At 63.2% G+C, this 26805-nt stretch carries 16 protein-coding genes, 1 tRNA gene and 3 pseudogenes; 15 read left to right on the top strand and 5 right to left on the bottom strand.

The genetic code is table 11. The features are described from left to right. Window positions 1–152 precede the first annotated feature (152 nt). Entirely contained in the window at window positions 153–1388 is a 1236-nt protein-coding gene (locus ACQ86E_RS00800; protein ID WP_431203791.1) for an acyl-CoA dehydrogenase family protein, read from the top strand. A gap of 150 nt (window positions 1389–1538) precedes the next feature. Continuing rightward, window positions 1539–2597 carry a phosphotransferase family protein gene (locus ACQ86E_RS00795; protein WP_431203790.1) on the top strand — a complete coding sequence of 353 codons (1059 nt, stop codon included), beginning with the start codon at window positions 1539–1541 and terminating at the stop codon, window positions 2595–2597. A 34-nt stretch (window positions 2598–2631) separates the two neighbouring features. Here ACQ86E_RS00795 and ACQ86E_RS00790 read toward each other — a convergent pair whose 3' ends face one another. The 4 genes from ACQ86E_RS00790 to ACQ86E_RS00775 all read right to left on the bottom strand — a co-directional run bounded on the left by ACQ86E_RS00790 (window position 2632) and on the right by ACQ86E_RS00775 (window position 7613). Beyond that, window positions 2632–3645, bottom strand: coding sequence for a methyl-accepting chemotaxis protein (locus ACQ86E_RS00790; RefSeq protein ID WP_431206641.1), 1014 nt, complete (start codon window positions 3643–3645; stop codon window positions 2632–2634). Then, complete coding sequence (locus tag ACQ86E_RS00785; protein WP_431203789.1) at window positions 3638–4723, bottom strand: nitrate- and nitrite sensing domain-containing protein; 1086 nt, start codon at window positions 4721–4723, stop codon at window positions 3638–3640. Before ACQ86E_RS00785 ends, ACQ86E_RS00790 begins: the two co-directional genes overlap by 8 nt. Before the next feature lie 283 nt (window positions 4724–5006). Continuing rightward, window positions 5007–6191, bottom strand: coding sequence for an acetylornithine deacetylase (gene argE, locus ACQ86E_RS00780; protein ID WP_431203788.1), 1185 nt, complete (start codon window positions 6189–6191; stop codon window positions 5007–5009). A gap of 636 nt (window positions 6192–6827) precedes the next feature. Next, on the bottom strand, window positions 6828–7613 hold the full coding sequence (locus tag ACQ86E_RS00775) for an SDR family NAD(P)-dependent oxidoreductase (RefSeq protein ID WP_431203787.1): 786 nt from the start codon (window positions 7611–7613) through the stop codon (window positions 6828–6830). A 133-nt stretch (window positions 7614–7746) separates the two neighbouring features. Here ACQ86E_RS00775 and ACQ86E_RS00770 point away from each other — a divergent pair, with 133 nt between their 5' ends. From ACQ86E_RS00770 to ACQ86E_RS00760, 3 genes are all read left to right on the top strand, one after another. Further along, entirely contained in the window at window positions 7747–8445 is a 699-nt protein-coding gene (locus ACQ86E_RS00770) for a histidine phosphatase family protein (protein ID WP_431203786.1), read from the top strand. A gap of 70 nt (window positions 8446–8515) precedes the next feature. Next, window positions 8516–9283, top strand: coding sequence for an SDR family NAD(P)-dependent oxidoreductase (locus ACQ86E_RS00765; protein WP_431203785.1), 768 nt, complete (start codon window positions 8516–8518; stop codon window positions 9281–9283). A 128-nt stretch (window positions 9284–9411) separates the two neighbouring features. Beyond that, a complete protein-coding gene (locus ACQ86E_RS00760) occupies window positions 9412–11379 on the top strand; it encodes an AI-2E family transporter (RefSeq protein WP_431203784.1) in 1968 nt (655 codons plus the stop codon). A gap of 5 nt (window positions 11380–11384) precedes the next feature. On the opposite strand, the pseudogene ACQ86E_RS00755 reads toward ACQ86E_RS00760, so the two are convergent. Then, window positions 11385–12609: pseudogene (locus ACQ86E_RS00755) on the bottom strand (serine hydrolase domain-containing protein). 165 nt (window positions 12610–12774) lie between these two features. Between ACQ86E_RS00755 and ACQ86E_RS00750 the strand changes: the two are divergent. The 10 genes and pseudogenes from ACQ86E_RS00750 (at window position 12775) to rpoC (ending at window position 26695) form a co-directional block, all read left to right on the top strand. Further along, window positions 12775–12850 (top strand) — tRNA-Trp (locus ACQ86E_RS00750). A gap of 341 nt (window positions 12851–13191) precedes the next feature. Then, entirely contained in the window at window positions 13192–13383 is a 192-nt protein-coding gene (gene secE / locus ACQ86E_RS00745; protein WP_007602984.1) for a preprotein translocase subunit SecE, read from the top strand. Then, window positions 13383–13940, top strand: a complete 558-nt coding sequence (gene nusG / locus ACQ86E_RS00740; protein ID WP_015685389.1) for a transcription termination/antitermination protein NusG — start codon at window positions 13383–13385, stop codon at window positions 13938–13940. The genes secE and nusG overlap by 1 nt, the downstream gene beginning before the upstream one ends. A gap of 130 nt (window positions 13941–14070) precedes the next feature. Beyond that, on the top strand, window positions 14071–14499 hold the full coding sequence (gene rplK, locus ACQ86E_RS00735; RefSeq protein ID WP_007602986.1) for a 50S ribosomal protein L11: 429 nt from the start codon (window positions 14071–14073) through the stop codon (window positions 14497–14499). 6 nt (window positions 14500–14505) lie between these two features. After that, window positions 14506–15198 carry a 50S ribosomal protein L1 gene (rplA, locus tag ACQ86E_RS00730; protein WP_431203783.1) on the top strand — a complete coding sequence of 231 codons (693 nt, stop codon included), beginning with the start codon at window positions 14506–14508 and terminating at the stop codon, window positions 15196–15198. Between the two features lie 90 nt (window positions 15199–15288). Next, window positions 15289–16242, top strand: coding sequence for a 2-hydroxyacid dehydrogenase (locus ACQ86E_RS00725; RefSeq protein ID WP_431203782.1), 954 nt, complete (start codon window positions 15289–15291; stop codon window positions 16240–16242). A 622-nt stretch (window positions 16243–16864) separates the two neighbouring features. After that, the gene (gene rplJ / locus ACQ86E_RS00720; protein WP_431203781.1) at window positions 16865–17341 is read left to right on the top strand and encodes a 50S ribosomal protein L10; all 477 of its coding nucleotides are present in this window, start codon (window positions 16865–16867) and stop codon (window positions 17339–17341) included. A gap of 51 nt (window positions 17342–17392) precedes the next feature. Beyond that, complete coding sequence (gene rplL, locus ACQ86E_RS00715; RefSeq protein WP_211386663.1) at window positions 17393–17764, top strand: 50S ribosomal protein L7/L12; 372 nt, start codon at window positions 17393–17395, stop codon at window positions 17762–17764. A 478-nt stretch (window positions 17765–18242) separates the two neighbouring features. Then, a pseudogene (gene rpoB, locus ACQ86E_RS00710) lies at window positions 18243–22368 on the top strand (DNA-directed RNA polymerase subunit beta). A 129-nt stretch (window positions 22369–22497) separates the two neighbouring features. Further along, window positions 22498–26695, top strand: a pseudogene (gene rpoC, locus ACQ86E_RS00705) (DNA-directed RNA polymerase subunit beta'). Window positions 26696–26805: the final 110 nt, after the last annotated feature.

Raw genomic sequence — 26805 nt, 5'->3', positions numbered from 1 at the left:
ATCCGCAATCGCAACTCGTTCGCAACGCGCGAGCCGGTTCCGAAGTGTCAGCAAGGCTCGCGCATCAAGGCATTCGCGCTTGCGGGCCGTGCGCAGCGGGAGGACAAGTCCGGCGCAAAACAGTTTCGCAAAGAGAGACCGAGGAGCGTCCCATGGATTTCGATCTGTCCACCAAACAGAAGGAATGGCTCGACCGCGTGCAGTCGTTCATGACCAAGCACGTGCGTCCGGCAGTGCCGATCTATAACGAGCAGGACAAGACCGGCGAGCGCTGGAAGGTCATCCCGGTGCTGGAGGACCTGAAGAAGAAGGCGAAGGCCGAAGGCCTCTGGAACATGTTCATGCCGCCGAACGAGCATGAAGATGACGAATTCCGCGGTGCGGGATTGACCAATCTCGAATACGCGCTGCTGTCGGAGCAGATGGGCCACATCTCCTGGGCCTCGGAAGTGTTCAACTGTTCCGCGCCCGACACCGGCAACATGGAAGTGTTCATGCGCTACGGCTCCAAGGAGCAGAAGCGCAAATGGCTGCGTCCGCTGATGGACGGCGAGATCCGCTCCGCGTTCCTGATGACGGAACCCGCGGTGGCTTCATCCGACGCGACCAACATCGAAACCAGCATCACGCGCGACGGCGATCATTACGTCATCAACGGCCGCAAATGGTGGTCGTCCGGCGTCGGCGATCCCCGCTGCAAGATCGCGATCCTGATGGGCAAGACGGACTTCAAGGCGGCCAAGCACCAGCAGCAGTCGCAGATCCTGGTTCCGCTCGACACTCCCGGCATCAAGGTCGAGAAGATGCTCCCCGTGTTTGGCTTCGACGATGCGCCTCACGGCCACGCCCAGGTGCTGCTCGAGAACGTGCGCGTGCCCAAGGAGAACATCCTGCTCGGCGAGGGTCGCGGCTTCGAGATCGCACAGGGCCGCCTCGGTCCCGGCCGTATCCATCACTGCATGCGCACCATCGGCAAGGCCGAGGAAGCGCTGGAGAAGATGGTGAAGCGTCTGATGTCGCGCACCGCCTTCGGCAAGAAGATCGTCGAGCACTCTGTGTGGGAGCAGCGCATCGGCGAAGCCCGCACCAACATCGAGATGACGCGTCTGCTCTGCCTCAAGGCCGCCGACATGATGGACAAGGTCGGCAACAAGACCGCCCAGGCCGAGATCGCCATGATCAAGGTCGCAGCGCCCAACATGGCGCTGAAGATCATCGACGAGGCGATCCAGGCCTTTGGTGGCGCGGGCGTCTCGGACGAAGCGGGTCTGGCCAAGGACTACGCCGGCATCCGCACGCTGCGGCTCGCCGACGGTCCGGACGAGGTGCACAATCGCGCCATTGCCAGGCTTGAAGTTCGGAAGTATCAAAACTCTCCCAAGCACTAACAAAAGGGAGAGCCTTGGGGCGCTCCCGACCTGAAGATACGACAGGGCATGATCCCATTCGGAATGACCGCTTGACGCAAGTGCGTCAGCGGTTACCGATTAGGATCATGCTCGACCTGGAATGGTCAGGACTGAAGAGGGAGCGTCACATTGGCTGACGGCGTCAGGAAAGACGAAGAGTTCTCCGGCACCAAGCCGGTCGAAGAGCGGCATCGCATCGACGAGATGCGGCTTGAGGCATGGCTGCGCGACAACGTCGAAGGCTATGAGGGCCCGCTGGTCGTCCTCCAGTTCAAGGGCGGCCAGTCCAACCCGACCTACCGTCTCGACACGCCGAAGCGTTCCTACGTGATGCGCCGCAAGCCGTTCGGCAAGCTGCTGCCGTCGGCGCATGCGGTCGACCGCGAATATCGCGTCATCGCGGCGCTGGGAAAGCAGGGCTTTCCGGTCGCGCACGCCTATGCGCTGTGCCAGGACGACGGCGTCATCGGTTCGGCCTTCTACATCATGTCGATGGAAGACGGGCGCGTGTTCTGGGATCCGACGCTGCCGAGCCAGACGCCGGATGCCCGCCGAAAAATCTTCACCAGCAAGATCGAGACGCTGGCCAAACTCCACATGTACGATCCCGTCGCGATCGGTCTCGGCGAATTCGGCAAGCCCGGGAATTATTTCGCGCGCCAGATCGACCGCTGGACCAAGCAGTATCGGGCGTCCGAGACCCAGCACATTCCGGAGTTCGAGAAGGTCGCCGAGTGGCTGCCGAAGACCGTGCCGGAGCAGGCGCGGGTCTCGATCGTCCATGGTGACTATCGCCTCGACAACATGATTTTCCACGCGACGGAACCGCGCGTGCAGGCCGTACTGGATTGGGAGCTGTCGACGCTCGGCGATCCCATGGCCGACTTCACCTACCTCTTGATGCAATGGATCATGCCGGGCCTCGAGGGCGCCGACCTCAAGGCACTCAACATCCCGAGCGTCGAAGAGGCCGCGCAGATCTATTGCAACGTCACCAAGATGACGGTGCCCGATCTCAACTGGTACTTTGCCTATAATCTGTTCCGCCTCGCCGGCATCACGCAGGGAATCGCCGGCCGCGTCCGCGACGGCACCGCCGCAAATGCCAAGGCGCTGGAGTCAGCCAAGCGCACCGTGCCGCTGTCGAAGGCGTCGTGGGAATACGCACAGAAGGCGGGGGCGGTTTAGACCGCGCCCGATCTGGAAGGGGTGCGTCGGCGTCTCACGCGGCTCTGACGGCGGCGAGAAATCGTGCAACCGTCGTTTTGAGGTTGTCGCTGTCACCCGATAGCATTTTGGCGGCCGACAGCACCTGCGTGGACGCGTGTCCGGTCTCGTTCGCTCCATGCGCCACGTCGGAAATGTTGGCAGAGACTTCGACGGTGCCCTGGGCGGCGTGCTGCACGTTGCGCGAGATTTCCCGAGTCGCGGCGCCTTGCTGTTCGACTGCCGCCGAGATCGTAGACGATATCTCCGACAGTTTGTGAATGGTGCTGCTTATGTTCTTGATGGCGGTCACCGAGTCGTCCGTCGCACCTTGAATTGCAGAAATGTGCTGACTGATTTCGTCGGTCGCCTTGGCGGTCTGCTCGGCGAGTTGCTTCACTTCGGACGCGACGACCGCAAAGCCGCGGCCGGAATCCCCTGCGCGTGCCGCCTCGATGGTGGCGTTGAGTGCGAGAAGATTTGTCTGGCCCGCGATCGTGTTGATGAGATCGACCACGTCGCCGATGCGCGCCGCCGCCATGGACAGTTCCCCGACTCTGTCATTGGTGGCTCGGGCTTGGTCCACGGCCTCGTTGGCGACGCGCGCTGATTCCTGAATCTGGCGGCTTATTTCGGTAACCGAGGCCGAAAGTTCCTCGGTGGCGGAGGCGACGGATTGCACGTTCGTCGATGCCTCCTCGGACGCCGCCGAAACCACGCTTGCCAGTTGCCGCGAGCGGTCGGCGGTCGATGTCAGAGTTTGTGCGGAGGCTTCGAGTTCGACCGAGGCCGACGACACGGTCTCGACGATCTGGGCCACGGAGGTCTCGAAAGCGGTGGTCAGTTCATCCACCTTTCGGGCCCGGTCGAGCTTCGCGGACGCTTCTCTCGCGGCATTGTTGTCGCTGGCCTGCTTGGCGATGAGCGCTGTGCGGAACACCTCGAGAGCCTGCGCCATGTCTCCGACCTCGTCCTTGCGTTCGAGGCTCGGGACCGCGACCTCGAAATGTCCCGCGGAGACTTCACTCATGGCGGACGTAAGGGAGGAAAGAGGCCAGACGATCTTCGACCACGCCACCCGGAAGCCGATCGTGGCGAGCACAAAGCATGCAATCAGCAGCGCGGCGGACACCAGCAGGTTCTGCAGACTGTCCTGCGCCTCGGTTTCGGAGACCGCGTCCGCGGTCATGCTGATGGCGGTGGCGAGCTGGAGGATCGCGTCGATGCCCGTCGTCGCCTGCGCAAAAAAATCCTTGCTGCTGATCTGATAATCGCCTGTCGCGCCGGCGATGATCACCTGATCGCGAGATCTTGTCGTAGCTGCCAAAGTAGCTGCCCTCGACCGCCGCTACGGCGCGTTGAATGGAATCAGGAGCATCGGCCCTCCGCCCGATCGGCAGCAGCGTCTCCCAGGCGAGCCGGACTCCGCCGCGCAGCTCGGAAATTCGGCGTACTCCGTCGCCGGACAGCTTGTTGCGGGAGGCGATCGTGCCTGCGAGAAAGGCTCGCTCTTGTCCTGCCAGTTCGGCCATCATCGCCGCCAGATGGCGGACGTTCAGATATTGCGTCAGAGCGGCGTTTGGCGGAATCGAGAGGCTTTCGACGGCCAGTCGCAGTTTCGTAGCCGCGACATCCACGAGATTGATGACGGCCGGCACCCAACCGTTCACGACGTCGGGGACGCGCTGGTCGGCAGGCTTTGCAAGATTCGCGTCGACTTGTGCGCGCAGTTGCTGAACGGACTTGAACGTCCGCTCGGCAACGTCGATCGCTGGCTGCGCGGCGTTCAATTCCGGCCTCTGTTTCCACAGCCGGATCGCGGTATCGAAGGCTTGATCCGCCCCCGCGCGGAGCTTGGCAATCTCCGCCAACCGCTCGGGCGAGATCGGCTCAGGCGCCTTGAGCGCCGTATTCGTCAAACCTCGTTCGCTGGCCCATTGGCCGCCGCTGCGCAGCAACAGTTGCGCGATCTGGTTGGCCTCCAGAAACGACAGCGAGCTACGACGAGCTTCCCAGGCGCGGTAAGCCGTTAGTCCTGATGAGAAAACCGCCATGGCAACGAGACCTGCAATGACCAGCGGCAGTAATGTCGCAATGCGAAAATTCATGGTGAAATTTCCGTCAGATTGGCCCCGCTGCGAGCAGCTGCGGGTGAGCCGTCGGCTGGCGTCGGAGCGGTATTGCGTGTCGGGCAAAGGAATTCGTTTAGATAATGATAACCATACCCGGCTGCGAATTCCTTAAGATTGTATACCGGAGAAATACCGCCCTGGACGGGCGGAGCCCAAGACGGGCGCTTGCCGCCGGTCGCAAACATTGCGCCGGCGCAGCGGTGGGCAGGGGGCAGGCGAGCCCGCGATGAATTCGGCTGAACTCGAGCGCAGTCGCGCGTCATCCTTTGCAATGCGCAATCAGCTTCTCCACGAATGCCGCGCATTTCTCCAGCTCCGCCATGGCCACGAATTCATCCGGCGTATGCGCCTGCGCGATTGCCCCGGGGCCGATCACCACCGACGGCACGTCCGCCATGCTGGCGAACAGGCTCGCTTCGGTGCCGAAGGCGACCTTGGCGTGGTCGTTGCGTCCCGCAAGGCTCTTGGCGAGCGTGACGATGGCGGCGTCGGCCGCGGTGTCGAGCGCGGGATAGTCGAGGATCTCCTCGAAATCGATGCCGCAGTCCGGATGTTGCGCCTTCATCGCGGGCTCGATCTCGGCCTTGGCCCAGGCCACGATCGCATCCGTCACCTCGCGCGACTCGGTGATGCCGATGCCGCGGCATTCGAAGTCCACCGTGCAGGTGTCGGGCACGATGTTCAACGCGGCGCCGCCATGCACGATGCTGGTGAGCAGCGTCGAGTGCGGGACGTCGTAGAGGCTGTCGCTTGCTCGCACCGCTGCGAGCGCCACGGCGCGGCGCCGAATCTCGACGATCAGCTCGGCGGCATATTCGATCGCATTGACGCCGTCGGGCGCGATCGACGAGTGTTTGGCGAGCCCGTGAAAGGTCGCGCGCACGCCGTGCTTGCCCTTGTGGCCGATGATGACCTTCATCTCGGTCGGCTCGCCGATGAAAGCGCCCAGCGGTTTGACTTTCTTCTTGGCGACCTCGCCGAGCATCGGCCGTACGCCGACGCAGCCGATCTCCTCGTCATAGGAGATCGCAAGATGGATAGGCGTGTTGAGCTTCGCGTCCAGCATCTCCGGCACCATGGCGAGACACACCGCGACAAAGCCCTTCATGTCCGTGGTGCCGCGGCCATAGAGCTTGCCGTCGCGCTCGATCAGCTTGAACGGATTGTGGCTCCAGTCCTGGCCAACGACCGGCACGACGTCGGTATGGCCCGACAGCACGAGGCCCGGCCGATCCTCCGGCCCGATCGTGACCCACAGCGAGGCCTTCTCCCCGGTTTCGTCGGTGATACGTTCGCCCTTGACGCCGAGCGAGGCGAGATAGCTCTCGATATGCGCGATCAGGGGCAGGTTGCTGCGGTCGCTGATGGTGTCGAAGCCGACGAGGTCGGCGAGAAGCTTGCGGATACGGTCGGGTCTTGAGCTCGGGAAAATCGGGTTCGGCATTGTCATTTCTGTCGGAGATTGCGGAGGCTGAGGTTGCCTGCACGAACCATACCAATGTGAGGCCCTGATAAGCAAATCAACACCGCAGCCGTCGTTCCGGGTTCTCGCCCTTGTCGCAATCCGGAATGACGAGGTGAGGTTACAAGACCTTGTGTTGTCCGACGGGCAAAACACCCAAGCTGCTGATCAATCCAAGTACGACATAAGCCGTCAACCCACTGCGCAGGGAAGGCCGGATGTTTTGGCTTCACCTGTAATGCCGCTGTGCAGCTTTCTAAAAGCACACGTTTCGCACAGTGGACCGCGGGTGTCAGCCGGCACCCGGCCTTCCCTGCGCCCTCTTTCATCGAGGGTGAGAGGCAGAAGCAAAACTCGGGTGAAATGCGCCGCGAGGATGCGAAGGTGTGTCTGCAAATGAAAATGCAAATTGAAAGAGCGGGGCCGATCCCGCTTGCTCCGTCATTGCGAGCGCAGCGAAGCAATCCAGAATCTCTCCAGGGAACAGACTGGATTGCTTCGCGGCGCTCGCAATGACGATGTTGAAACGGTCGTGCCCGACGCCCCGCTCTCGTGTCCCGGACGCTGCGCAGCAACGCAAGAGCGTTGCAGCGCGTCCGGGACACGAGAGAGCGATTACTAAACCGGCTTGCCTGCATACGGCATCGATGCCGTCAGCCCGCCGTCCACCGGGAACGCCTGGCCGTTGACATACGAGGCTTCGTCGCTGGCCAGAAACAATCCCATCGCGGCGAGCTCGTGCGGCTGGCCGGCGCGCTTGAGCGGATTGAGCTGGCCGATCTTGTCTGCGGTGCCGCGCTCCTTGGCGCGGTCGAACACCGGCTTGGTCATGCCGGTCTCGATCAGGCCGGGGCAGACCGCGTTGATACGCACGCCGGTGCCGGAGAGCGAATACGCCGTGGTTTGCACCAGGCTGATCACGCCGGCCTTGCTCGCCGCATAGGGATGACCGCTGGCGCCGGCCTTGAGGCCCGCGACGGATGCGGTCAACACGATCGCGCCGGATTGTTGTTTGACCATGTGCGGCATCGCGTACTTCACCGCGAGGAACGGCCCGATCAGATTGACGCGCAGGACCTCCTGCCACTGCTCCACGGTCTGCTCGCCGAGCGGCACGAGCCCGCCGGAGACGCCGGCATTGGCCCAGATCACGTCGAGCCGTCCGTGCGCCTTCACCGCCTTGTCGATGACCGCGATGACGTCCTTCTCAGAGCCCGCATCCGCGATCATCGCTTCCGCGACACCGCCGGCCTTCTTCACCTCGTCGACGGTCTCCTTCACCGCTTCGGTGCGATCGACCGCGATCAGCTTCGCGCCTTCTTTGGTGAACAGCAGCGCGGCGGCGCGGCCGATGCCGCTGCCGGCGCCGGTGATGATGACGGATTTGCCTTGCAGGCGGCCCATGCGTTTCTCCCTTTGGTGTGTTACGCGACGCTTGCCGCGCGATGGAATTTCAAACAAGATTTCAAACGGTAAAGTGTCTTGAGACACGTTGACTACTCACGTACAGCGACATCAGACGGGATGGAAGGGGATCATGGCAGCCGCAGACAAGCCCAATGTGGTCACGACACGGTGGTGGTGGGTCCGTCACGCGCCGGTGCGCAATGACGGCGGCAACATCTATGGACAGAGCGATCTCGCCTGCGACACCAGCGACACCTATGTGTTCAACGCCGTTGCCAAGGTGCTGCCACGCAAGGCGGTCTGGTACTCGAGCAATCTGATGCGCACCCACCAGACTGCGGAGGCGATCTGGGCGGCCGGCTATCCGAAGCCGGCGTCGATGCCTTGGGTGGCGGATCTGGCCGAGCAAAATCTCGGGAAATGGCAAGGCATGAACCGCGCGCAGTTCATCGCCAGCCGCCCGGTAGGATCGAGCTGGTTCGCCGACATCAACGAGCCTGCCCCTGGCGGCGAAAGCTTCATGGACCTCTACAACCGCACGCGTCGCACCATCGAGCGGATCAACGCCGAGGCGGCCGGGCAGGACATCATCGCGGTTGCGCATGGCGGCACCATCAAGGCGGCGCTCGGGCTGGCGCTCGACGGACAGCTGGAGAGGGCGCTGTCGTTCGACATCGACAATTGCTCGATCACGCGCATCGATCATTTTGCAAGCCCCGGACGCACGGTCTGGCGATTGCCGATGGTGAACCAGCAGCCCTGGATCGCCGACGACGCGCATGCGGCGATGCACCAGCCGGCCGGACCGGAAGTCAAGAAGCTCGCCTGATACCGCTGTCCGCGCGCGCGGACGCGGCGTAAGCTTCGGGCCAATTCAAATCATACTCTGGGAGAGAAACATGACCTTGTTCGACATGAAGGGCAAAGTTGCCGTCATCACGGGATCGACGCGCGGCATCGGGCTTGCGATCGCCGAGCGCATGGCCGAGCACGGCGCCAAGGTGGTGATCTCCTCGCGCAAGGCCGATGTCTGCGACCAGGTCGCCAAGGGGATCAACGACAAGTTCGGCAAGGGCACTGCGGTCGCGATTGCCGCGAACATCTCGTCGAAGGAAAATCTGCAGAACCTGATCGACGAGAGCAATCGCGCGTTCAGCAAGATCGACGTGCTGGTCTGCAACGCGGCGTCGAACCCGTATTACGGTCCGCTCGCCGGCATCTCCGACGATCAGTTCAGGAAGATTCTCGACAACAACATCGTCGCCAACAACTGGCTGATCTCGATGGTGGTGCCGCAGATGATCGAGCGAAAGGACGGCTCGATCATCATCGTCTCCTCGATCGGCGGTCTCAAGGGCTCGACCATCCTCGGCGCCTACGCGATCTCGAAGGCCGCCGACATGCAGCTCGCGCGCAACCTCGCCTGCGAATACGGCCCGCACAACATCCGGGTGAACTGCATCGCGCCCGGCCTGATCAAGACCGATTTCGCCAAGGCGCTGTGGGACAATCCGGAGAATCTGAAGGCCTCGACCTCGCGCTCGCCGCTGCTCCGCATCGGCATCCCCGACGAGATCGCGGGCGCCGCCGTGTTCCTGGGCTCGAAGGCCGGCGACTTCATGACCGGCCAGACCATGGTGATCGACGGCGGCGCGACCATCAGCTGAGGCACTCGCGCAGGAAGGAAGGCGGTTGGGGGCGAGCCGATACGGCGAGGAACCAACCGGGTTCCGGCTCGTTAGGCTGCACATTCATCTTTGAATGGCGCAGCAGGCGAGGGCCGGAAGCGAGACAGATGATCCCCACGGTGATCAAGCCGCAATCTTCCGACGACGTCTCCGCGATGGTTGTCACGGTGGGCGCGGCGATCCTGAGCATCATCATCGTCGCGGCGCTCTATCTGGGGCGGGAAATCTTCGTTCCCGTCGCACTGGCCATTTTGCTGAGCTTCGTGCTCGCGGCTCCAGTCAGACTGATGCAGCGTCTTCACGCCCCGCGCGCGCTGGCTGTGGTCGGTGTCGTGCTGTTCGCCTTCGTGATCATTTTCGCGCTGGGAAGCGTGATCGCGACGCAGCTCAATGGCCTGGCCGGCGACCTGCCGAAGTACCAGGCCACGATCCTGTCCAAGATCCAGTCGGTGCGCGGCGTGGCAGGCGGCAGCTCCACGCTCGAGCGTGCGGCCGAGATGCTTCAGGATCTCGGCAAGGAGCTGGACAAGCCGAATTCGGTCGCGCCCGCCAATCCGCTGACCTCGGGCCCAGCGGCCAAGACCGGCGTCAAGCCGGTGCCGGTGGAGGTGTTGCAGCCCGACCCCGGCGCGCTGGAGAGCCTGCGCTCGCTGATCGCGCCCCTGGTGTCGCCGCTGGCAACGACGGGAATCATCGTCATCTTCGTGATCTTCATCCTGATTCAGCGCGAGGATCTGCGAAACCGTCTGATCAGGCTGGCCGGCTCCCACGATCTGCAACGCACCACTGCGGCCCTCGACGACGCCGCAGCGCGCCTCAGCCGGCTTTTCCTCAACCAGCTCATGCTGAATACCGGCTTCGGCGTGATGATCGGCACCGGCCTGTGGCTGATCGGAGTTCCCAGCGCGGCGCTGTGGGGCATCCTCGCAGCCGTGCTGCGCTTCGTGCCTTATATCGGCTCGATCATAGCAGCAGCGTTTCCGCTTGCGCTCGCCGTGGCGGTCGATCCCGGCTGGTGGATGCTGGCCTGGACCGCGGCGCTGTTTTTCGTCATCGAACCGCTGGTCGGGCAGGTGGTCGAACCGCTGTTGTATGGCCGCACCACCGGCCTTTCGCCCGTCGCTGTCGTCGTCTCCGCAACGTTCTGGACAGCGCTGTGGGGACCGATCGGGCTCGTGCTCGCAACGCCGCTGACTGTGTGTCTGGTCGTGCTGGGGCGGCACGTCGAGCGGCTGTCCTTCCTGGATGTCATGTTCGGCGACCGCCCGGCACTGTCGCCTCCGGAGATTTTCTATCAGCGCATGCTGGCGGGAGATCCGACCGAGGCCGCTGAGAAGGCCGAGCAGTTTCTCAAGGAGCGGTCGCTCGCTGCCTACTACGATGACGTCGCGCTCAAAGGCATGCAACTGGCCCAATCGGACCTCGACCGCGCTGCCCTGGACCAGATCCGGCTCGCACGCATCCGCGACACAGTGGTCGAATTTGTCGACGATCTCTCCGACCTGGACGACGGCCGTCCCGTCGGGAGTGAGCGCACCGAGGATGCTGAAGCAGTCGATGCCGTCGAAACCGTCGCCCCGGCCAGTGACCGACCGGACATCCCCGTGCTCGATGCAGCCAAACTTGCGGAGCCATTTCGCGGCGAAAATGCCGTGCTTTGCATTGGCGGCCGTACCATGCTCGACGAGGCCGGTGCGATCATGCTCGCGCAGCTGTGCCGCGCGCATGGCGTCGGCAGCCGTGTCGAAGGACCGGAGGCCTTGTCCACGGCCAACATCTTCCGCCTAGAAACCTCGGGCGTGGCCTTGGTATGTCTGGGCTATGTCGGCATCACGAGCCCGGCGCATCTGCGCTACGCGGTGCGCCGGCTTCGACGCAAGCTGCCGCATGCGTCCATCATGGTTGGATGCTGGGCGGAGGACGTCGCAAACATCGACGAACTGCGTGAGACGGCGAAGGCCGATCTGTTTGCCACCTCGCTGCGCGAGGCAGCGCAAATCGTCGTTGCGATGGCCCAAGGCAAGGACGACCCCGCAGCGTCCGTCGCGGAACCGGCTTTGCTGGCGCGGGCCTGAGACGGTTACTCGACCGCCGCGTAAACGAGGTTCCGCACCAAGGTCCGCGTATGGTCGCGCTGGCCCGGGCCCTGGCTCATGAACACGACGAAAAGGTCTTCCTTCGGATCGATCCAGAAGAACGTTCCCGCGATGCCGCTCCAGAAGTAATTGCCGACGCTGCCGGGGAAGGGTGCGATGCCGGCTTCGCGGCGGACGGCGAAGCCGAGACCAAAGCCGTGGCCGGGCGACAGCAGCGTGCCGTTGGTCACGACGTGCGGCCCGAGGTGATCGGAGGCCATCAACTCCAGCGTCTTGCGGCCGATGATCCTGTTGCCGTCGAGCGTGCCGCCATTGCGCAGCATCAGCGCGAAGCGAGCATAGTCCATCGTGGTGGAGACGAGACCGCCGCCGCCCGATTCCATGATCGGCTGCTCCAGCGCGCTGAATAGCGCGACCTTGTCGCCGGTCCAGGGATCGGCCGCGAACGGCTCGGCGAGCCGGCCGGCGTTGGCTTCACTTGTCGAGAAGCCGGTTTCGGCCATCTGGAGCGGAGCGAGGATGCGCTCGGTGAGGAAGGCGCCAAGCGACTTGCCGCTGACGACCTCGATGATGCGGCCGAGGATGTCCGTGGAGCGGCTGTAGTTGAACTCGTCGCCGGGATGGCAGACCAGCGGGAAGCTCGCCACCAACGCGGCGTGCTCGGCATTGGTGATCTTGCGGCTGCGCACCCGCGAGTCCTGGTAGATCTTGTGCACGGGGCCGTCGCCCTGGTGCTCGTAGGTCAGGCCGGAGGTGTGGCGGAGCAGGTCCTGCACCGTCATCGGCCGCTTCGGCGGAACCAGTTCCAGCTTGCCGCCGCTGACGACACCGACCTTCTGGTTGGCAAACTCCGGGATGAATTTGGCGACGGGATCGCCAAGGAGCAGATGGCCGTCCTCGAGCAGCGCCATGATGCCGACCGACACGATCGGCTTGGTCATCGAGAAGATGCGGAAGATCGAGATCAAGCGCCATCGGGGTAGACCCGGTCGGGGTCTGCTTGCCGAGCGCCTCGAACCAGCCGACTTGGCCGCTTCGAGCCACCAGCACGGTCACGCCGGGGATGGTTCCCTTGTCGATCTCGCGCTTGAAGGCATCCGACATTGCCTGGAGGCGCGGGCGCGACAGGCCCAGCGTCTCGGGCCTGGACTCGGGCAGAGGCGGGGATTTCGGCGCGATCGCGGCGCGAGGGGCGGCTGTGGCGGTCATGTTCACTCCCGGGGGCACATTATTGTCAGGGACGAAGTGTGGCCCAGAAGGCGCGGCACAAACAAGCGAAGCCAGCGCGCTTCACCCTTGCAATCCGTCCTTGCAAACCGGCCGTCCCCTGTGCTTGAAAGCGCCCCTGATCCGCGCGGCGACGTGAGGGTCCGTAGGAGTGTAGCTCAATTGGTAGAGCACCGGTCTCCAAAACCGGGGGTCGCAGGTTCGAGCCCTGCCACTCCTGCCAGCTAATCCCGGCAATCAGGATCGACAGGCAGGACGGCTCCGGGCAAAAGCTCGGACCGTAGGTGATAGGGACCGGGTAAGCCCTTGATCCGGATCATGTCCGCGGCAGGTGGCCACGGGCATTCCGGGTGGCCTACACCTTGACCTTTGGCCCCATCCGCAGTATCTACGCCGCACTCGCAGCCGGCCCGTTAGACGCGGATCTCCGGCGCGGCTTTGAAATCCCCGAACAATCGAGCCCGGTTTCCGGCTCATCCTTCGAGACAGAGGGCTGGGCCAACGGCGGCTGTTCGGATCCCTGAAATTCATTCGCGTCCGGCGACGGACGTTGGACATCAAACGATGGCAGTCAGCCCGTTCAAGTTCTTGCAGGAAGTGCGCTCGGAGACCGCCAAGGTCACCTGGCCGACCCGTCGTGAGACCACGATCACCACCATCATGGTGTTCGTCATGGTCGCCGTGGCCTCGATCTTCTTCTTCGCCGCCGACCAGATCATCCGCGTCCTCATCACCTTCCTTTTGGGCATTCACTGATGGCTACAGCCGCTGCAACCCAATCGTCCGACAAGCGCTGGTACATCGTCCACGCCTATTCGAACTTCGAGAAGAAGGTCGCCGAATCGATCCGCGAGCAGGCCAAGCAGCGCGGGCTCGAGGAGCTGTTCGAGCTGGTGCTGGTACCGACCGAGAAGGTCACGGAAGTGCGCCGCGGCCGCAAGATCGACGCCGAGCGCAAGTTCTTCCCGGGCTACGTGCTGGTGAAGATGAAGCTGACCGACGAGGCGTTTCATCTGATCAAGAACACGCCGAAGGTCACGGGCTTCCTCGGCGCCGAAAACAAGCCGATGCCGATTTCCGAATCGGAAGCCATGCGCATCCTGCACCAGGTGCAGGAGGGCGTGGAGCGGCCGAAGGCGTCGGTGTCGTTCGAGATCGGCGAGAACGTGCGCGTGGCCGATGGCCCGTTCGCTTCGTTCTCGGGAGTGGTCGAGGAAATCGACGAGGCGCGTTCGCGCGTGAAGGTCGCGGTGTCGATCTTCGGTCGCGCCACGCCGGTCGAGCTGGAATTCGGTCAGGTCGAGAAGGTCTGATCGTTTGAGGCGCGAGGCTTCGGTCTCGCGCAATGAAGAGGCCGTGGGAGGGAGAGGGCGGTTGCCAGCCGCATCCGACCCAGACCACGAACCTGAAACCGCCGGCCTGCCGGCACAACAGGAGTGATACATGGCAAAGAAAGTGACCGGATACCTGAAGCTTCAGGTCCCGGCCGGTGCGGCGAATCCTTCGCCCCCGATCGGTCCCGCGCTTGGTCAGCGCGGTCTCAACATCATGGAGTTCTGCAAGGCGTTCAACGCCCAGACCCAGAAGGAAGAGAAGAACACCCCGATTCCCGTCGTGATCACGATCTACGCCGATCGTTCGTTCACGTTCGAGATGAAGACGCCCCCGATGTCCTTCTTCCTCAAGCAGGCCGCCAAGATCCAGTCCGGTTCGAAGGCTCCGGGCCGCGACAAGGCCGGCGCGGTGACCAAGGCGCAGGTGCGCGAGATCGCCGAGAAGAAGATGAAGGATCTGAATTGCGACTCGATCGAGTCGGCCATGAAGATGGTCGAGGGCTCTGCCCGTTCGATGGGTCTGGAAGTGGCGGGGTAAGCGGCTATGGCAATCGGAAAGCGTTTGAACAAAGCCCGCGAAGGTGTTGACCGCGAAAAGCTTTACCCGCTCGCGGACGCCATCAAGATGGTCAAGGAACGCGCCAAGGCGAAGTTCGACGAGACCATTGAGGTCGCGATCAATCTCGGCGTCGATCCGCGTCACGCCGACCAGATGGTTCGCGGTGTCGTGACCCTGCCGAACGGCACCGGCCGTACGCTCCGCGTCGGCGTGTTCGCCCGCGGCGCCAAGGCCGATGAGGCCAAGGCTGCCGGTGCCGACGTCGTCGGTGCCGAGGATTTGGTCGAGAAGGTGCAGAACGGCACGATCGAGTTCGACCGCTGCATCGCCACCCCCGACATGATGCCGCTGGTCGGCCGTCTCGGTAAGGTGCTCGGCCCGCGCGGCCTGATGCCGAACCCGAAGATCGGCACGGTGACCATGGACGTCACCAACGCCGTCAAGGGTGCCAAGGGCGGCTCGGTCGAGTTCCGCGTCGAGAAGGCCGGCATCCTGCAGGCCGGCGTCGGCAAGGCCTCGTTCTCCGAGGAGAAGCTGGTCGAGAACATCAAGGCGCTCGCGGACGCGGTCTCCAAGGCCAAGCCCGCCGGCTCCAAGGGCACCTACATCCAGCGCGTTGCGGTGTCCTCGACGATGGGCCCGGGCGTGAAGGTCGAGCCGGGCACCATCCTCGCCTAAGGCTCAAGGATTGCATGAGATGAGGGGCGGAATCGGGCAACCGATTCCGCCCCTTTCCATTTTCAGCGGCGCTCACCGGAAACAAGAACGATGACTGACAAGGTCCTGATCTATTCGCGCTTTCCCAAGACGATGATGGCGCGCTTTGCCGAGCGGTTCGAGCTGCTCGACACCGCCGGCAAGCCGGCCGGTGAGGTGTTTCCGGCAGAGGAGCTCGGCGGCATCAGCGCGATCCTGACCGGGGGCGCCCAGCCGTTCGGTGCGGAGGCGATGGACCAGTTTCCGAAACTCGGCGCCATCATCTGCTATGGCACCGGCTATGACGGTATCGACCTGAAGGCGGCGGTTGCCCGCAACATCGCAGTCGGGCACAGCCCCGGCGCCAACGCCGCCTCGGTCGCCGACATCGCGATGACGCTGATGTTGGCGACGACGCGGCGGATCCTGGTCGCCGACCAATATGTCCGCAGCGGCGATTGGGCATCCTCGAAGCAGTCGCCGATGATGCGGCCCCAGGCCGGCATGCCCGGCCGCCGCATCGGCGTCTACGGCATGGGCGAGATCGGCCGCAAGATCGCCGCGCGCTGCGCCGCCTTCGAGAGCGAGGTCGGCTATTTCAGCCGCAGCCAATACGATCTGCCCTATCAATATTTCCCCACGCTGGAAGCGCTCGCCGACTGGTGCAGCGTCCTGATGATCGCGGTCAGGGCAGGGGCCCAGACCCAGCACGCCGTCGACGCCGGTATCCTCAAGCGCCTCGGCGCCGATGGCCATGTCGTCAACATTTCGCGGGGCTCGGTGATTGACCAAAAGGCCCTGGTCGCAGCGCTGACCGACAAGACCATCGCCGGCGCCGGCCTCGATGTCTTCGAGACGGAGCCGCACGCCCCCGACGCTCTGACCGCGTTCCCCAACGTGGTGTTCGCCCCCCATATCGGCGGCCACACCCTCGAATCGCACGTCGCCATGCAGAACTGCGTCCTGGCGAACCTGACCGCGTTCTTTGCGGGCAAGCCGCTGCCTTACGCCGTCAAATCGGCCTGAATCGGCCTTTGTCGGTCCGGATTAAGGGCCTGCGGCAGCGGATTGGAACTGGTGTGAATTTTGCTCTTGGCAAGCGGGCTCCGAGCGGTTAAAGAACCGCTTCCGGACGTGCCGGCCTCGGCTGGCGCGTTCGTGCACGCATTCCGAAAACCCGACAAGACAGGAGATCATTCCTTTTCAGGACGTCCGCGAGGATTTGTCGGAAAAGGAAGGAAAACCCGTCGGTTGGTGGAGTGCGGGCAGAGGTCGGGCGGTTCGCCGGCTGACCTTGTCCTGTCCAAGACTGCAGGCGCCTGCGAGAAATTTCGATTTCTCAACGGCTTAATCGTATGGCCTGCATAGACGGGTGAAGACCGGATTTCACTTTGCCTCCTACCTCAAGGTGGTGGCGGAATGGGTTTGGTTCGGACCTCGACACGCCGTGGGCTCTAGTAGGCTCCCGGAGGGCAGGCTTTGAATTGTCGTCTCGCCCGGCGCGTGTCCGAAGGGTTTTGCCCCGAGGTTCAGGTTTTGGGTGGGACGATGGGTGCAACCCGGCGGTCCCGCTTCTCGCGATGACCGCCAACCGGAAAGAGCTTGCTGTGGAACGAGCGGCAAAAAGGAAGCGGTCGAACAGCTCAATTTGGCCTTCAAGGCCACGAGCGTCGCGGTCGTTGCCCAATATTCCGGCCTGACCGTTGCCCAGATGCAGAAGCTGCGTACGCAGATGAAGCAGGCTGGCGCCTCGGTGAAGGTCTCGAAGAACCGTCTCGCCAAAATTGCTCTTGAAGGCACTGACGTCGTTGCCATCGGTCCCATGCTGAAGGGACCGACCGTGATCGCCACTTCGAACGATCCGGTAGCGGCGCCAAAGGTCGCCGTCGAATTCGCCAAGGCGAACGAAAAGTTCGTCATCATTGGCGGATCGATGGGAACGACCGTCCTGAATGTCGATGGCGTGAAGGCGCTTGCCTCGCTGCCGTCGCTTGATGAACTGCGTGCCAAGATCGTCGGCCTGCTCGTGGCTCCGGCGACCAAGCTTGCGCAGCTCGCAAACGCGCCCGCGGGCAAGCTCGCGCGCGTCATCCAGGCTCATGCCTCAAAGAGCGAAGCGGCCTGACGCCCTTCGCAAAACTCAAACCCGAACCAGACCAGTTTAAGGAACAGAACAATGGCCGACTTGCAGAAAATCGTTGACGACCTCTCGAGCCTCACCGTGCTCGAAGCCGCTGAACTCGCCAAGCTCCTCGAAGAAAAGTGGGGCGTGTCCGCCGCTGCGGCAGTGGCCGTTGCCGGTCCCGCCGCTGCTGCCGCTGCTCCGGCGGAAGAGAAGACCGAGTTCACGGTCGTCCTGGCCGCCGCCGGCGACAAGAAGATCGAAGTCATCAAGGAAGTCCGCGCCATCACGGGCCTCGGCCTGAAGGAAGCAAAGGACCTCGTCGAGGGCGCGCCGAAGCCTGTCAAGGAAGGCGTGAACAAGGACGAAGCCGAGAAGATCAAGGTCCAGCTCGAGAAGGCTGGCGCGAAGGTCGAGCTCAAGTAAGCAAAGCTTACTGGCGAAAGATCCCGGCGAGCATCAGCGAAGCCGGGGTCTTGGTCCATCTCTAAAGGGTGGGCCAGATGCAAAAGGCGTGCGACGGAACGTCCCGACGCAGGCTGAACACGAAAAAGTGTGAGGATTTGAGGGTTATCCCCTCGAATCTCCACTATTGTCGCCCCATATCGGTTCGGCAGCACGAAAGCGCGGTGGGCAGGGATGCGGGTTCCCTGTAAGCCGTTGGGAGAGCAAGCTATTTCGGGCTTTTTCAGTCCGTGAAGACGATCGTTGTGACGGGCGGGCGTGCCTATGCGCCCCGCGCGTCGTTTTGCGTTTTGAAGGTCTGAAGAACAGATTCAGGACATGACGGCCTGAAACTGGATTTTTGGTCCCCAAAACGGGTTCGAAAAATTCAACCCGGGGAGCGGTGGCAGCCGCGTCCTGGACGACGCGCCCCGAGCGGGCGACGAAATGAGAGGCCACCATGGCGCAGCAGACATTCACTGGTCGCAAACGCGTTCGCAAGTTCTTCGGACACATCAAGGAAGTCGCCGAGATGCCGAACCTCATCGAGGTTCAGAAGGCGTCCTATGACCAGTTCCTGATGGTCGACGAACCCGTGGGCGGTCGTCTCGACGAGGGCCTGCAGGCCGTGTTCCGTTCCGTGTTCCCGATCTCCGACTTCTCCGGGCACCTCGATGCTGGAATTCGTCCGTTACGAGTTTGAGCAGCCGAAATACGACGTCGACGAGTGCCGCCAGCGCGGCATGACCTTCGCGGCTCCCCTCAAGGTGACGCTGCGCCTCATCGTGTTCGATATCGACGAGGAAACCGGCGCGAAGTCGGTGAAGGACATCAAGGAGCAGGACGTCTACATGGGCGATATCCCGCTCATGACGATGAACGGCACCTTCATCGTCAACGGCACCGAACGCGTCATCGTCTCGCAGATGCACCGGTCGCCCGGCGTGTTCTTCGACCATGACAAGGGCAAGACCCATTCCTCGGGCAAGCTGCTATTCGCTGCCCGCGTGATCCCGTATCGCGGTTCCTGGCTCGACATCGAATTCGACGCCAAGGACATCGTCTATGCGCGTATCGATCGTCGCCGCAAGATTCCGGTGACGTCGCTGATGTTCGCGCTCGGCCTCGACGGCGAGGCGATCCTGTCGACGTTCTACAAGAAGATTCTGTACAAGCGGACCAAGGAAGGCTGGCGCGTTCCGTTCGACGCCAACCGTTTCCGCGGCTACTCGACCATCAACGACCTGATCGACGCCGATACCGGCAAGGTCGTGCTCGAGGCCGGCAAGAAGCTCACCGTGCGCGGTGCGCGTCAGATGCAGGAGAAGGGCCTGAAGGCGCTGCGCCTTTCGGATGAGGAGCTCGTCGGCAACTATCTGGCCGAGGATCTCGTCAACCCGAAGACCGGCGAGATCCACGCCGAAGCCGGCGAAGAGATCACCGACAAGTCGATGAAGGCCCTCAACGAGCACGGCTACAAGGAACTGCCGCTGCTCGACATCGACCACGTCAATGTCGGCGCCTACATCCGCAACACGCTCTCGGCAGACAAGAACATGACGCGTGAGGACGCGCTGTTCGACATCTACCGCGTGATGCGTCCGGGCGAGCCGCCGACGCTGGATTCGGCGCAGGCGATGTTCCAGTCGCTGTTCTTCGACGCCGAGCGTTACGACCTCTCCGCGGTCGGCCGCGTCAAGATGAACATGCGCCTCGACCTCGATGCGCCCGACACCCAGCGCACGCTGCGCAAGGAAGACATCCTCTCCGTCATCAAGACGCTGGTGGATTTGCGCGACGGCAAGGGCGAGATCGACGACATCGACCATCTCGGCAACCGCCGTGTGCGCTCGGTCGGCGAGCTCATGGAGAACCAGTACCGCATCGGCCTGTTGCGCATGGAGCGCGCGATCAAGGAGCGCATGTCCTCGGTCGACATCGACACGGTTATGCCGCAGGACCTGATCAACGCCAAGCCGGCGGCTGCCGCCGTGCGCGAGTTCTTCGGCTCCTCGCAGCTCTCGCAGTTCATGGACCAGACCAACCCGCTGTCGGAGATCACCCACAAGCGCCGTCTTTCGGCGCTTGGACCGGGCGGTCTGACCCGTGAGCGTGCCGGCTTCGAGGTGCGCGACGTGCATCCGACGCATTACGGCCGCATCTGCCCGATCGAGACGCCGGAAGGCCCGAACATCGGCCTCATCAACTCGCTCGCCACCTTCGCGCGCGTGAACAAGTACGGCTTCGTCGAGACGCCTTATCGCAAGGTGAAGGACGGCCGCGTCACCGACGAGGTCGTGTACCTCTCGGCGATGGAGGAGGGACGGTACTCGGTCGCGCAGGCCAACGTGCCGATCGACGCCAAGGGCCGCTTCACTGAGGATCTGGTCGTCTGCCGTTCGAGCGGAACCCGCGACGTCGTGCCGATGACGCCCGACAAGGTCGACTACATGGACGTGTCGCCGAAGCAGCTCGTTTCGGTCGCCGCCGCGCTGATCCCGTTCCTCGAGAACGACGACGCCAACCGCGCGCTGATGGGCTCGAACATGCAGCGCCAGGCGGTGCCGCTGGTTCGCGCCGAGGCTCCGTTCGTCGGCACCGGCATGGAAGGCGTCGTTGCGCGCGACTCGGGTGCCGCGATCGCGGCACGCCGTTCGGGCGTGATCGACCAGATCGACGCGACCCGCGTCGTCATCCGCGCCACGGAAGATCTCGATCCGACCAAGTCGGGCGTCGATATCTACCGTCTGATGAAGTACCAGCGCTCCAACCAGTCGACCTGCATCAACCAGCGTCCGCTGGTGAAGGTCGGCGACATCGTCAAGAAGGGCGACATCATCGCCGACGGTCCGTCGACCGATCTCGGCGAGCTCGCGCTTGGCCGCAACGTGCTCGTCGCGTTCATGCCGTGGAACGGGTACAACTTCGAAGACTCGATCCTGCTCTCCGAGCGGATCGTGAAGGAAGACGTGTTCACCTCGATTCATATCGAAGAATTCGAGGTGATGGCTCGCGACACCAAGCTCGGACCCGAGGAAATCACCCGCGACATTCCGAACGTCTCGGAAGAAGCGCTGAAGAACCTCGACGAAGCCGGTATCGTCTACATCGGCGCGGAAGTGCGCGCCGGCGACATCCTGGTCGGCAAGATCACGCCGAAGGGCGAAAGCCCGATGACGCCGGAAGAAAAGCTCCTGCGCGCCATCTTCGGCGAAAAGGCCTCCGACGTTCGCGACACCTCGCTGCGCGTTCCTCCGGGCGTGCAGGGCACGATCGTGGAAGTGCGCGTGTTCAACCGGCACGGCGTCGACAAGGACGAGCGTGCGCTGGCGATCGAGCGGGAAGAGATCGAGCGTCTGGCCAAGGATCGCGACGACGAACAGGCGATCCTGGACCGCAACGTCTACAACCGTCTTGCCGAGCTGCTCGAAGGGCGGCAGGGCATTGCCGGTCCGAAGGGCTTCAAGAAGGACACCAAGATCACCCGTGCGGTGCTCGAGGAGTACCCGAAGTCGCAGTGGTGGCTGTTCGCTTCGCCGAACGACAAGCTGATGGCCGAGATCGAGGCCATGCGGAAGCAGTACGACGAGTCGAAGAAGGGGCTCGAGCAGCGCTTCCTCGACAAGGTCGAGAAGCTTCAGCGCGGTGACGAATTGCCGCCCGGCGTGATGAAGATGGTCAAGGTCTTCGTCGCGGTGAAGCGCAAGATCCAGCCCGGCGACAAGATGGCCGGCCGCCACGGCAACAAGGGCGTGGTGTCGAAAATCGTGCCGATCGAGGACATGCCGTTCCTCGAAGACGGCACGCATGCCGACATCGTGCTCAATCCGCTCGGCGTGCCCTCGCGCATGAACGTCGGACAGATCCTCGAGACCCATCTCGGCTGGGCCTGCGCCGGCCTCGGCAAGCGTATCGGCCAGACGGTCGATGCTTACCTGTCGAAGCAGGACATCAAGCCGCTGAAGGAAACCTTGAAGAAGGTCTACGGCGAGGACGAGACGATCAAGTCGCTCAACGACAACGAACTGATCGAGCTCGGCCATAATCTGAGCCGCGGCGTGCCGATCGCGACGCCGGTGTTCGACGGCGCCAAGGAAGCCGACATCGAGGAGATGCTCAAGCTTGCCGGTCTCGACGCTTCGGGTCAGTCGACCGTCTATGACGGCCGCACCGGCGATGCGTTCGATCGCAAGGTGACGGTGGGCTACATCTACATGCTCAAGCTGCACCATCTGGTCGACGACAAGATCCACGCGCGTTCGATCGGTCCGTACTCGCTCGTTACCCAGCAGCCGCTGGGCGGCAAGGCGCAGTTCGGTGGCCAGCGCTTCGGCGAAATGGAGGTGTGGGCGCTCGAGGCTTACGGCGCGGCGTACACGCTCCAGGAGATGCTGACGGTGAAGTCGGACGACGTCGCCGGCCGTACCAAGGTGTACGAGGCGATCGTGCGCGGCGACGACACGTTCGAGGCCGGTATTCCGGAATCGTTCAACGTGCTGGTCAAGGAAATGCGCTCGCTCGGCCTCAACGTCGACCTGCACAATTCCAAGGTGGGACCGGCGCCGACGTCGGAAGCTGCCGAGTAACACGACCTTTCATGCCCGGCCTTCACGGCCGGGCATTGGCGCCCCTCCCGAGGCCTTGAGGGCAGGGCGCACCGATTGAGTGATTTTCGAATTTGCGGCCGTAGGCGACCGGCACGCGAGGAGAAGACGATGAACCAAGAAATTATGAATCTCTTCAACCCGACGACTCCGGCTCAGGTCTTCGACCAGATCCGGATTTCGATCGCGAGCCCAGAGAAGATTCTGTCCTGGTCCTACGGCGAGATCAAAAAGCCGGAGACCATCAACTACCGTACCTTCAAGCCCGAGCGCGACGGCCTGTTCTGCGCCCGCATCTTCGGGCCGATCAAGGACTACGAGTGCTTGTGCGGCAAGTACAAGCGCATGAAGTACAAGGGCATCATCTGCGAGAAGTGCTCGGTCGAGGTCACGCTGTCGCGCGTCCGGCGCGAGCGCATGGGCCATATCGAGCTCGCGGCCCCCGTCGCCCACATCTGGTTCCTGAAGTCGCTGCCCTCGCGCATCGGGCTTCTGCTGGACATGACGCTGAAGGATCTCGAGCGGATCCTCTACTTCGAATATTACGTCGTTCTCGAGCTCGGGTCTCACCGCGCTCAAGGACCGTCAGCTGCTGTCGGAAGACGAGTATCTGAAGGCGCAGGACGAGTATGGCCAGGATTCCTTCACCGCCATGATCGGCGCGGAAGCGATCCGCGAACTGCTCAAGGGCATGGACCTCGAGAAGCTCGAAGCCACCTTGCGCCTCGAGATGCAGGAGACCGACTCCGACATCAAGCACAAGAAGCTCGCCAAGCGCCTGAAGATCGTGGAAGCGTTCCGCCACTCCGGCAACAAGCCGGAATGGATGATCATGACCGTCGTCCCGGTGATCCCGCCGGACCTGCGTCCGCTGGTGCCGCTGGACGGCGGCCGCTTCGCGACTTCGGACCTCAACGACCTCTATCGCCGCGTCATCAACCGCAACAACCGCTTGAAGCGGCTGATGGAGCTGCGCGCGCCTGACATCATCATCCGCAACGAGAAGCGCATGCTTCAGGAAGCGGTCGATGCCCTGTTCGACAACGGCCGGCGCGGCCGCGTCATCACGGGTGCCAACAAGCGTCCGCTGAAGTCGCTCGCCGACATGCTCAAGGGCAAGCAGGGCCGTTTCCGCCAGAACCTGCTCGGCAAGCGCGTCGACTATTCGGGCCGTTCGGTGATCGTGGTCGGTCCCGAGCTGCGCCTGCATCAGTGCGGCCTGCCGAAGAAGATGGCGCTCGAGCTGTTCAAGCCGTTCATCTATTCGCGGCTCGACGCCAAGGGTCTGTCCACCACCGTGAAGCAGGCCAAGAAGCTGGTCGAGAAGGAGCGGCCCGAGGTCTGGGACATCCTGGACGAGGTGATCCGCGAGCATCCCGTGCTGCTCAACCGCGCGCCGACGCTGCATCGCCTCGGCATCCAGGCGTTCGAGCCCGTGCTGATCGAGGGCAAGGCGATCCAGCTTCACCCGCTGGTCTGCGCCGCGTTCAACGCCGACTTCGACGGCGACCAGATGGCCGTGCACGTTCCGCTGTCGCTCGAAGCGCAGCTGGAAGCGCGCGTCCTGATGATGTCGACCAACAACATCCTGCATCCGGCGAACGGCCAGCCGATCATCGTGCCGTCGCAGGACATCGTGCTCGGTCTCTACTACGTCTCGATCATGCGCGAAGGCCTGCCCGGCGAGGGCAAGATCTTCGGCGAGATGGCCGAGCTCGAGCACGCGCTGCACGCGAAGGTCATCCACCTCCACACCAAGATCAAGTACCGGTGGCAGGGCATGGATGAGACCGGCAAGGTCTCGACGCGCTGGATCGAGACCACCGCCGGCCGCGTCATGCTCGGCAATCTGCTGCCGAAGAACCCGCGGATTTCGTACGAGATCATCAACAAGCTGATGACCAAGCGCGAAATCTCGGGCGTGATCGACCAGGTCTATCGCCACTGCGGTCAGAAGGAGACGGTGATCTTCTGCGATCGCATCATGGCGCTCGGCTTCTACAACGCGTTCAAGGCCGGTATCTCGTTCGGCAAGGACGACATGGTCGTGCCGCACTCCAAGTGGAAGATCGTCGACACCACCCGTACGCTGGCGAAGGATTTCGAGCAGCAGTACAACGACGGTCTGATCACCCATGGCGAGAAGTACAACAAGGTCGTCGACGCCTGGTCGAAGGCGACCGAGGAAATCGCCAAGGCGATGATGAAGGAGATCTCCTCGACCAAGAAGACGGCGAGCGGGGCTGATGCCGACATCAACTCGATCTACATGATGGCTCACTCCGGTGCCCGCGGTTCGCCGGCCCAGATGCGCCAGCTCGCCGGCATGCGCGGCCTGATGGCCAAGCCGTCGGGTGAGATCATCGAGACGCCGATCATCTCGAACTTCAAGGAAGGCCTTTCGGTTCTCGAGTACTTCAACTCGACCCACGGTGCCCGTAAGGGTCTCGCGGACACCGCCTTGAAGACCGCGAACTCCGGCTACCTGACCCGTCGTCTCGTCGACGTCGCGCAGGACTGCATCATCACGCAGAGCGACTGCGGCACCAAGCTCGGCATCAAGATGCGCGCCATCGTCGACGCCGGCACCGTGGTTGCTTCGCTCGGTTCGCGCATCCTCGGACGCACGGCCTGCGAAGACATCCGCGACAGCTCGGGCAAGGTGATCATCAAGCGCGATACGCTGATGGAGGAGAGCCATCTGGACGCCATCCACCAGGGTGGTGTGCAGGAGGTGAAGATCCGTTCGGCTCTGACCTGCGAACTCGTCAACGGCATCTGCGGCATGTGCTATGGCCGCGATCTCGCCCGCGGCACGCCGGTCAACCACGGTGAGGCCGTCGGCGTCATCGCGGCGCAGTCGATCGGCGAGCCGGGCACCCAGCTCACCATGCGTACCTTCCACATCGGTGGCGCGGCGCAGCTCAACGAGCAGTCGTTCGTCGAATCCAACTTCGACGGCAAGATCGTGATCAGGAACAAGGCCATCGCCCGCAACAGCGAAGGTCATCTGGTCGCGATGGTGCGCAACATGGTGGTGGCGATCGTCGATGCCGACGGCACCGAGCGTGCGACCCACCGTATCCAGTACGGCTCGCGCCTGCACATCGACGAAGGCGATACGGTCAAGCGCGGCCAGCGCATCGTCGAGTGGGATCCCTACACCCGTCCGCTGCTCACCGAAGTCGAAGGTACGATCGGCTTCGAGGATCTGGTCGAAGGGCAGTCGATCTCGGAAACGCTGGACGAAGCCACCGGTATCGCCAAGCGCGTGGTTATCGACTGGCGCTCCACCCGCGGCGGTGCGGACCTGCGTCCCGCCATCGTGGTGAAGGGCAAGGACGGCAAGGTGCTCAAGCTCGCCCGTGGCGGCGATGCCCGCTACATGCTGTCGGTCGATGCCATTCTCTCGGTCGACGTCGGAGCCAAGGTCAATACGGGTGACATCCTCGCCCGTGTCTCGACCGAAAGCGCCAAGACGCGTGACATCACCGGCGGTCTGCCGCGGGTGGCGGAACTGTTCGAGGCTCGGCGTCCGAAGGATGCGGCGATCATCGCCGAAATCGCGGGCACCATCCGGTTCGGGCGCGACTACAAGAACAAGCGTCGCATCTCGATCGAGCCGATGGACAAGACCGACGAGGCACGCGAGTACCTGATCCCGAAGGGCAAGCACATCCACCTTCAGGATGGCGACGTCGTCGAAAAGGGCGACTTCATCGTGGAAGGCAACCCGGCGCCGCACGACATTCTCGCGGTCAAGGGCATCGAGGAACTCGCGGCCTATCTGGTCAACGAGATCCAGGAGGTCTACCGGCTCCAGGGCGTGCTCATCAACGACAAGCACATCGAGGTGATTGTCCGTCAGATGCTCCAGAAGGTGGAAGTCACCGACCAGGGCGACACGGACATGATCTCCGGCGAGCAGGTCGACAAGATCGAGTTCGACGTGCTGAACGAGAAGGCCAAGGAAGAGGGCAAGAAGATCGCCACGGGTACGCCGGTTCTGCTCGGCATCACCAAGGCGAGCCTCCAGACCCGGTCCTTCTTCTCGGCGGCCTCGTTCCAGGAGACCACGCGCGTCCTCACGGAAGCGGCGGTCAACGGCAAGGTCGATCCGCTCGAAGGCCTCAAGGAGAACGTCATCGTCGGCCGGCTGATCCCGGCGGGCACCGGCGCCTCCATGGCCAAGATCCGCGAAGTCGCGATGAAGCGCGACAAGATGATCCTGGACGAGCGCGAGAAGCAGGCGGCCGTCGTGTCGCCGGCTCCGGAGGCTGAACTTCCTGCGCTCCCGCCTGCGGAATAATCGTTCATCCGTAGGAATACCGAGGACAATGAAAAGGCCGGCGCAAGCCGGCCTTTTTGCTGCTTTGTTTCCCTGTTGCGGTGCAGGATCAACCTTTGTTCATCTTTCCT

This window comes from Bradyrhizobium betae (assembly GCF_050632175.1).
GTDB lineage: Bacteria > Pseudomonadota > Alphaproteobacteria > Rhizobiales > Xanthobacteraceae > Bradyrhizobium > Bradyrhizobium betae_B.
The sequence above is the reverse complement of the archived record's forward strand: the minus strand, read 5'-3'. Positions and strand labels throughout refer to the sequence as shown.

What these genes read in the sequence shown, in the direction of transcription:
- ACQ86E_RS00800 (WP_431203791.1), top strand. Translation starts at nt 153, where the DNA reads ATGGATTTCGATCTGTCCACCAAACAGAAGGAATGGCTCGACCGCGTG.
- ACQ86E_RS00790 (WP_431206641.1), bottom strand. Translation starts at nt 3,645, where the DNA reads ATGAGTGAAGTCTCCGCGGGACATTTCGAGGTCGCGGTCCCGAGCCTC.
- ACQ86E_RS00785 (WP_431203789.1), bottom strand. Translation starts at nt 4,723, where the DNA reads ATGAATTTTCGCATTGCGACATTACTGCCGCTGGTCATTGCAGGTCTC.
- argE (WP_431203788.1), bottom strand. Translation starts at nt 6,191, where the DNA reads ATGCCGAACCCGATTTTCCCGAGCTCAAGACCCGACCGTATCCGCAAG.
- ACQ86E_RS00775 (WP_431203787.1), bottom strand. Translation starts at nt 7,613, where the DNA reads ATGGGCCGCCTGCAAGGCAAATCCGTCATCATCACCGGCGCCGGCAGC.
- ACQ86E_RS00770 (WP_431203786.1), top strand. Translation starts at nt 7,747, where the DNA reads ATGGCAGCCGCAGACAAGCCCAATGTGGTCACGACACGGTGGTGGTGG.
- ACQ86E_RS00765 (WP_431203785.1), top strand. Translation starts at nt 8,516, where the DNA reads ATGACCTTGTTCGACATGAAGGGCAAAGTTGCCGTCATCACGGGATCG.
- ACQ86E_RS00760 (WP_431203784.1), top strand. Translation starts at nt 9,412, where the DNA reads ATGATCCCCACGGTGATCAAGCCGCAATCTTCCGACGACGTCTCCGCG.
- secE (WP_007602984.1), top strand. Translation starts at nt 13,192, where the DNA reads ATGGCAGTCAGCCCGTTCAAGTTCTTGCAGGAAGTGCGCTCGGAGACC.
- nusG (WP_015685389.1), top strand. Translation starts at nt 13,383, where the DNA reads ATGGCTACAGCCGCTGCAACCCAATCGTCCGACAAGCGCTGGTACATC.
- rplK (WP_007602986.1), top strand. Translation starts at nt 14,071, where the DNA reads ATGGCAAAGAAAGTGACCGGATACCTGAAGCTTCAGGTCCCGGCCGGT.
- rplA (WP_431203783.1), top strand. Translation starts at nt 14,506, where the DNA reads ATGGCAATCGGAAAGCGTTTGAACAAAGCCCGCGAAGGTGTTGACCGC.
- ACQ86E_RS00725 (WP_431203782.1), top strand. Translation starts at nt 15,289, where the DNA reads ATGACTGACAAGGTCCTGATCTATTCGCGCTTTCCCAAGACGATGATG.
- rplL (WP_211386663.1), top strand. Translation starts at nt 17,393, where the DNA reads ATGGCCGACTTGCAGAAAATCGTTGACGACCTCTCGAGCCTCACCGTG.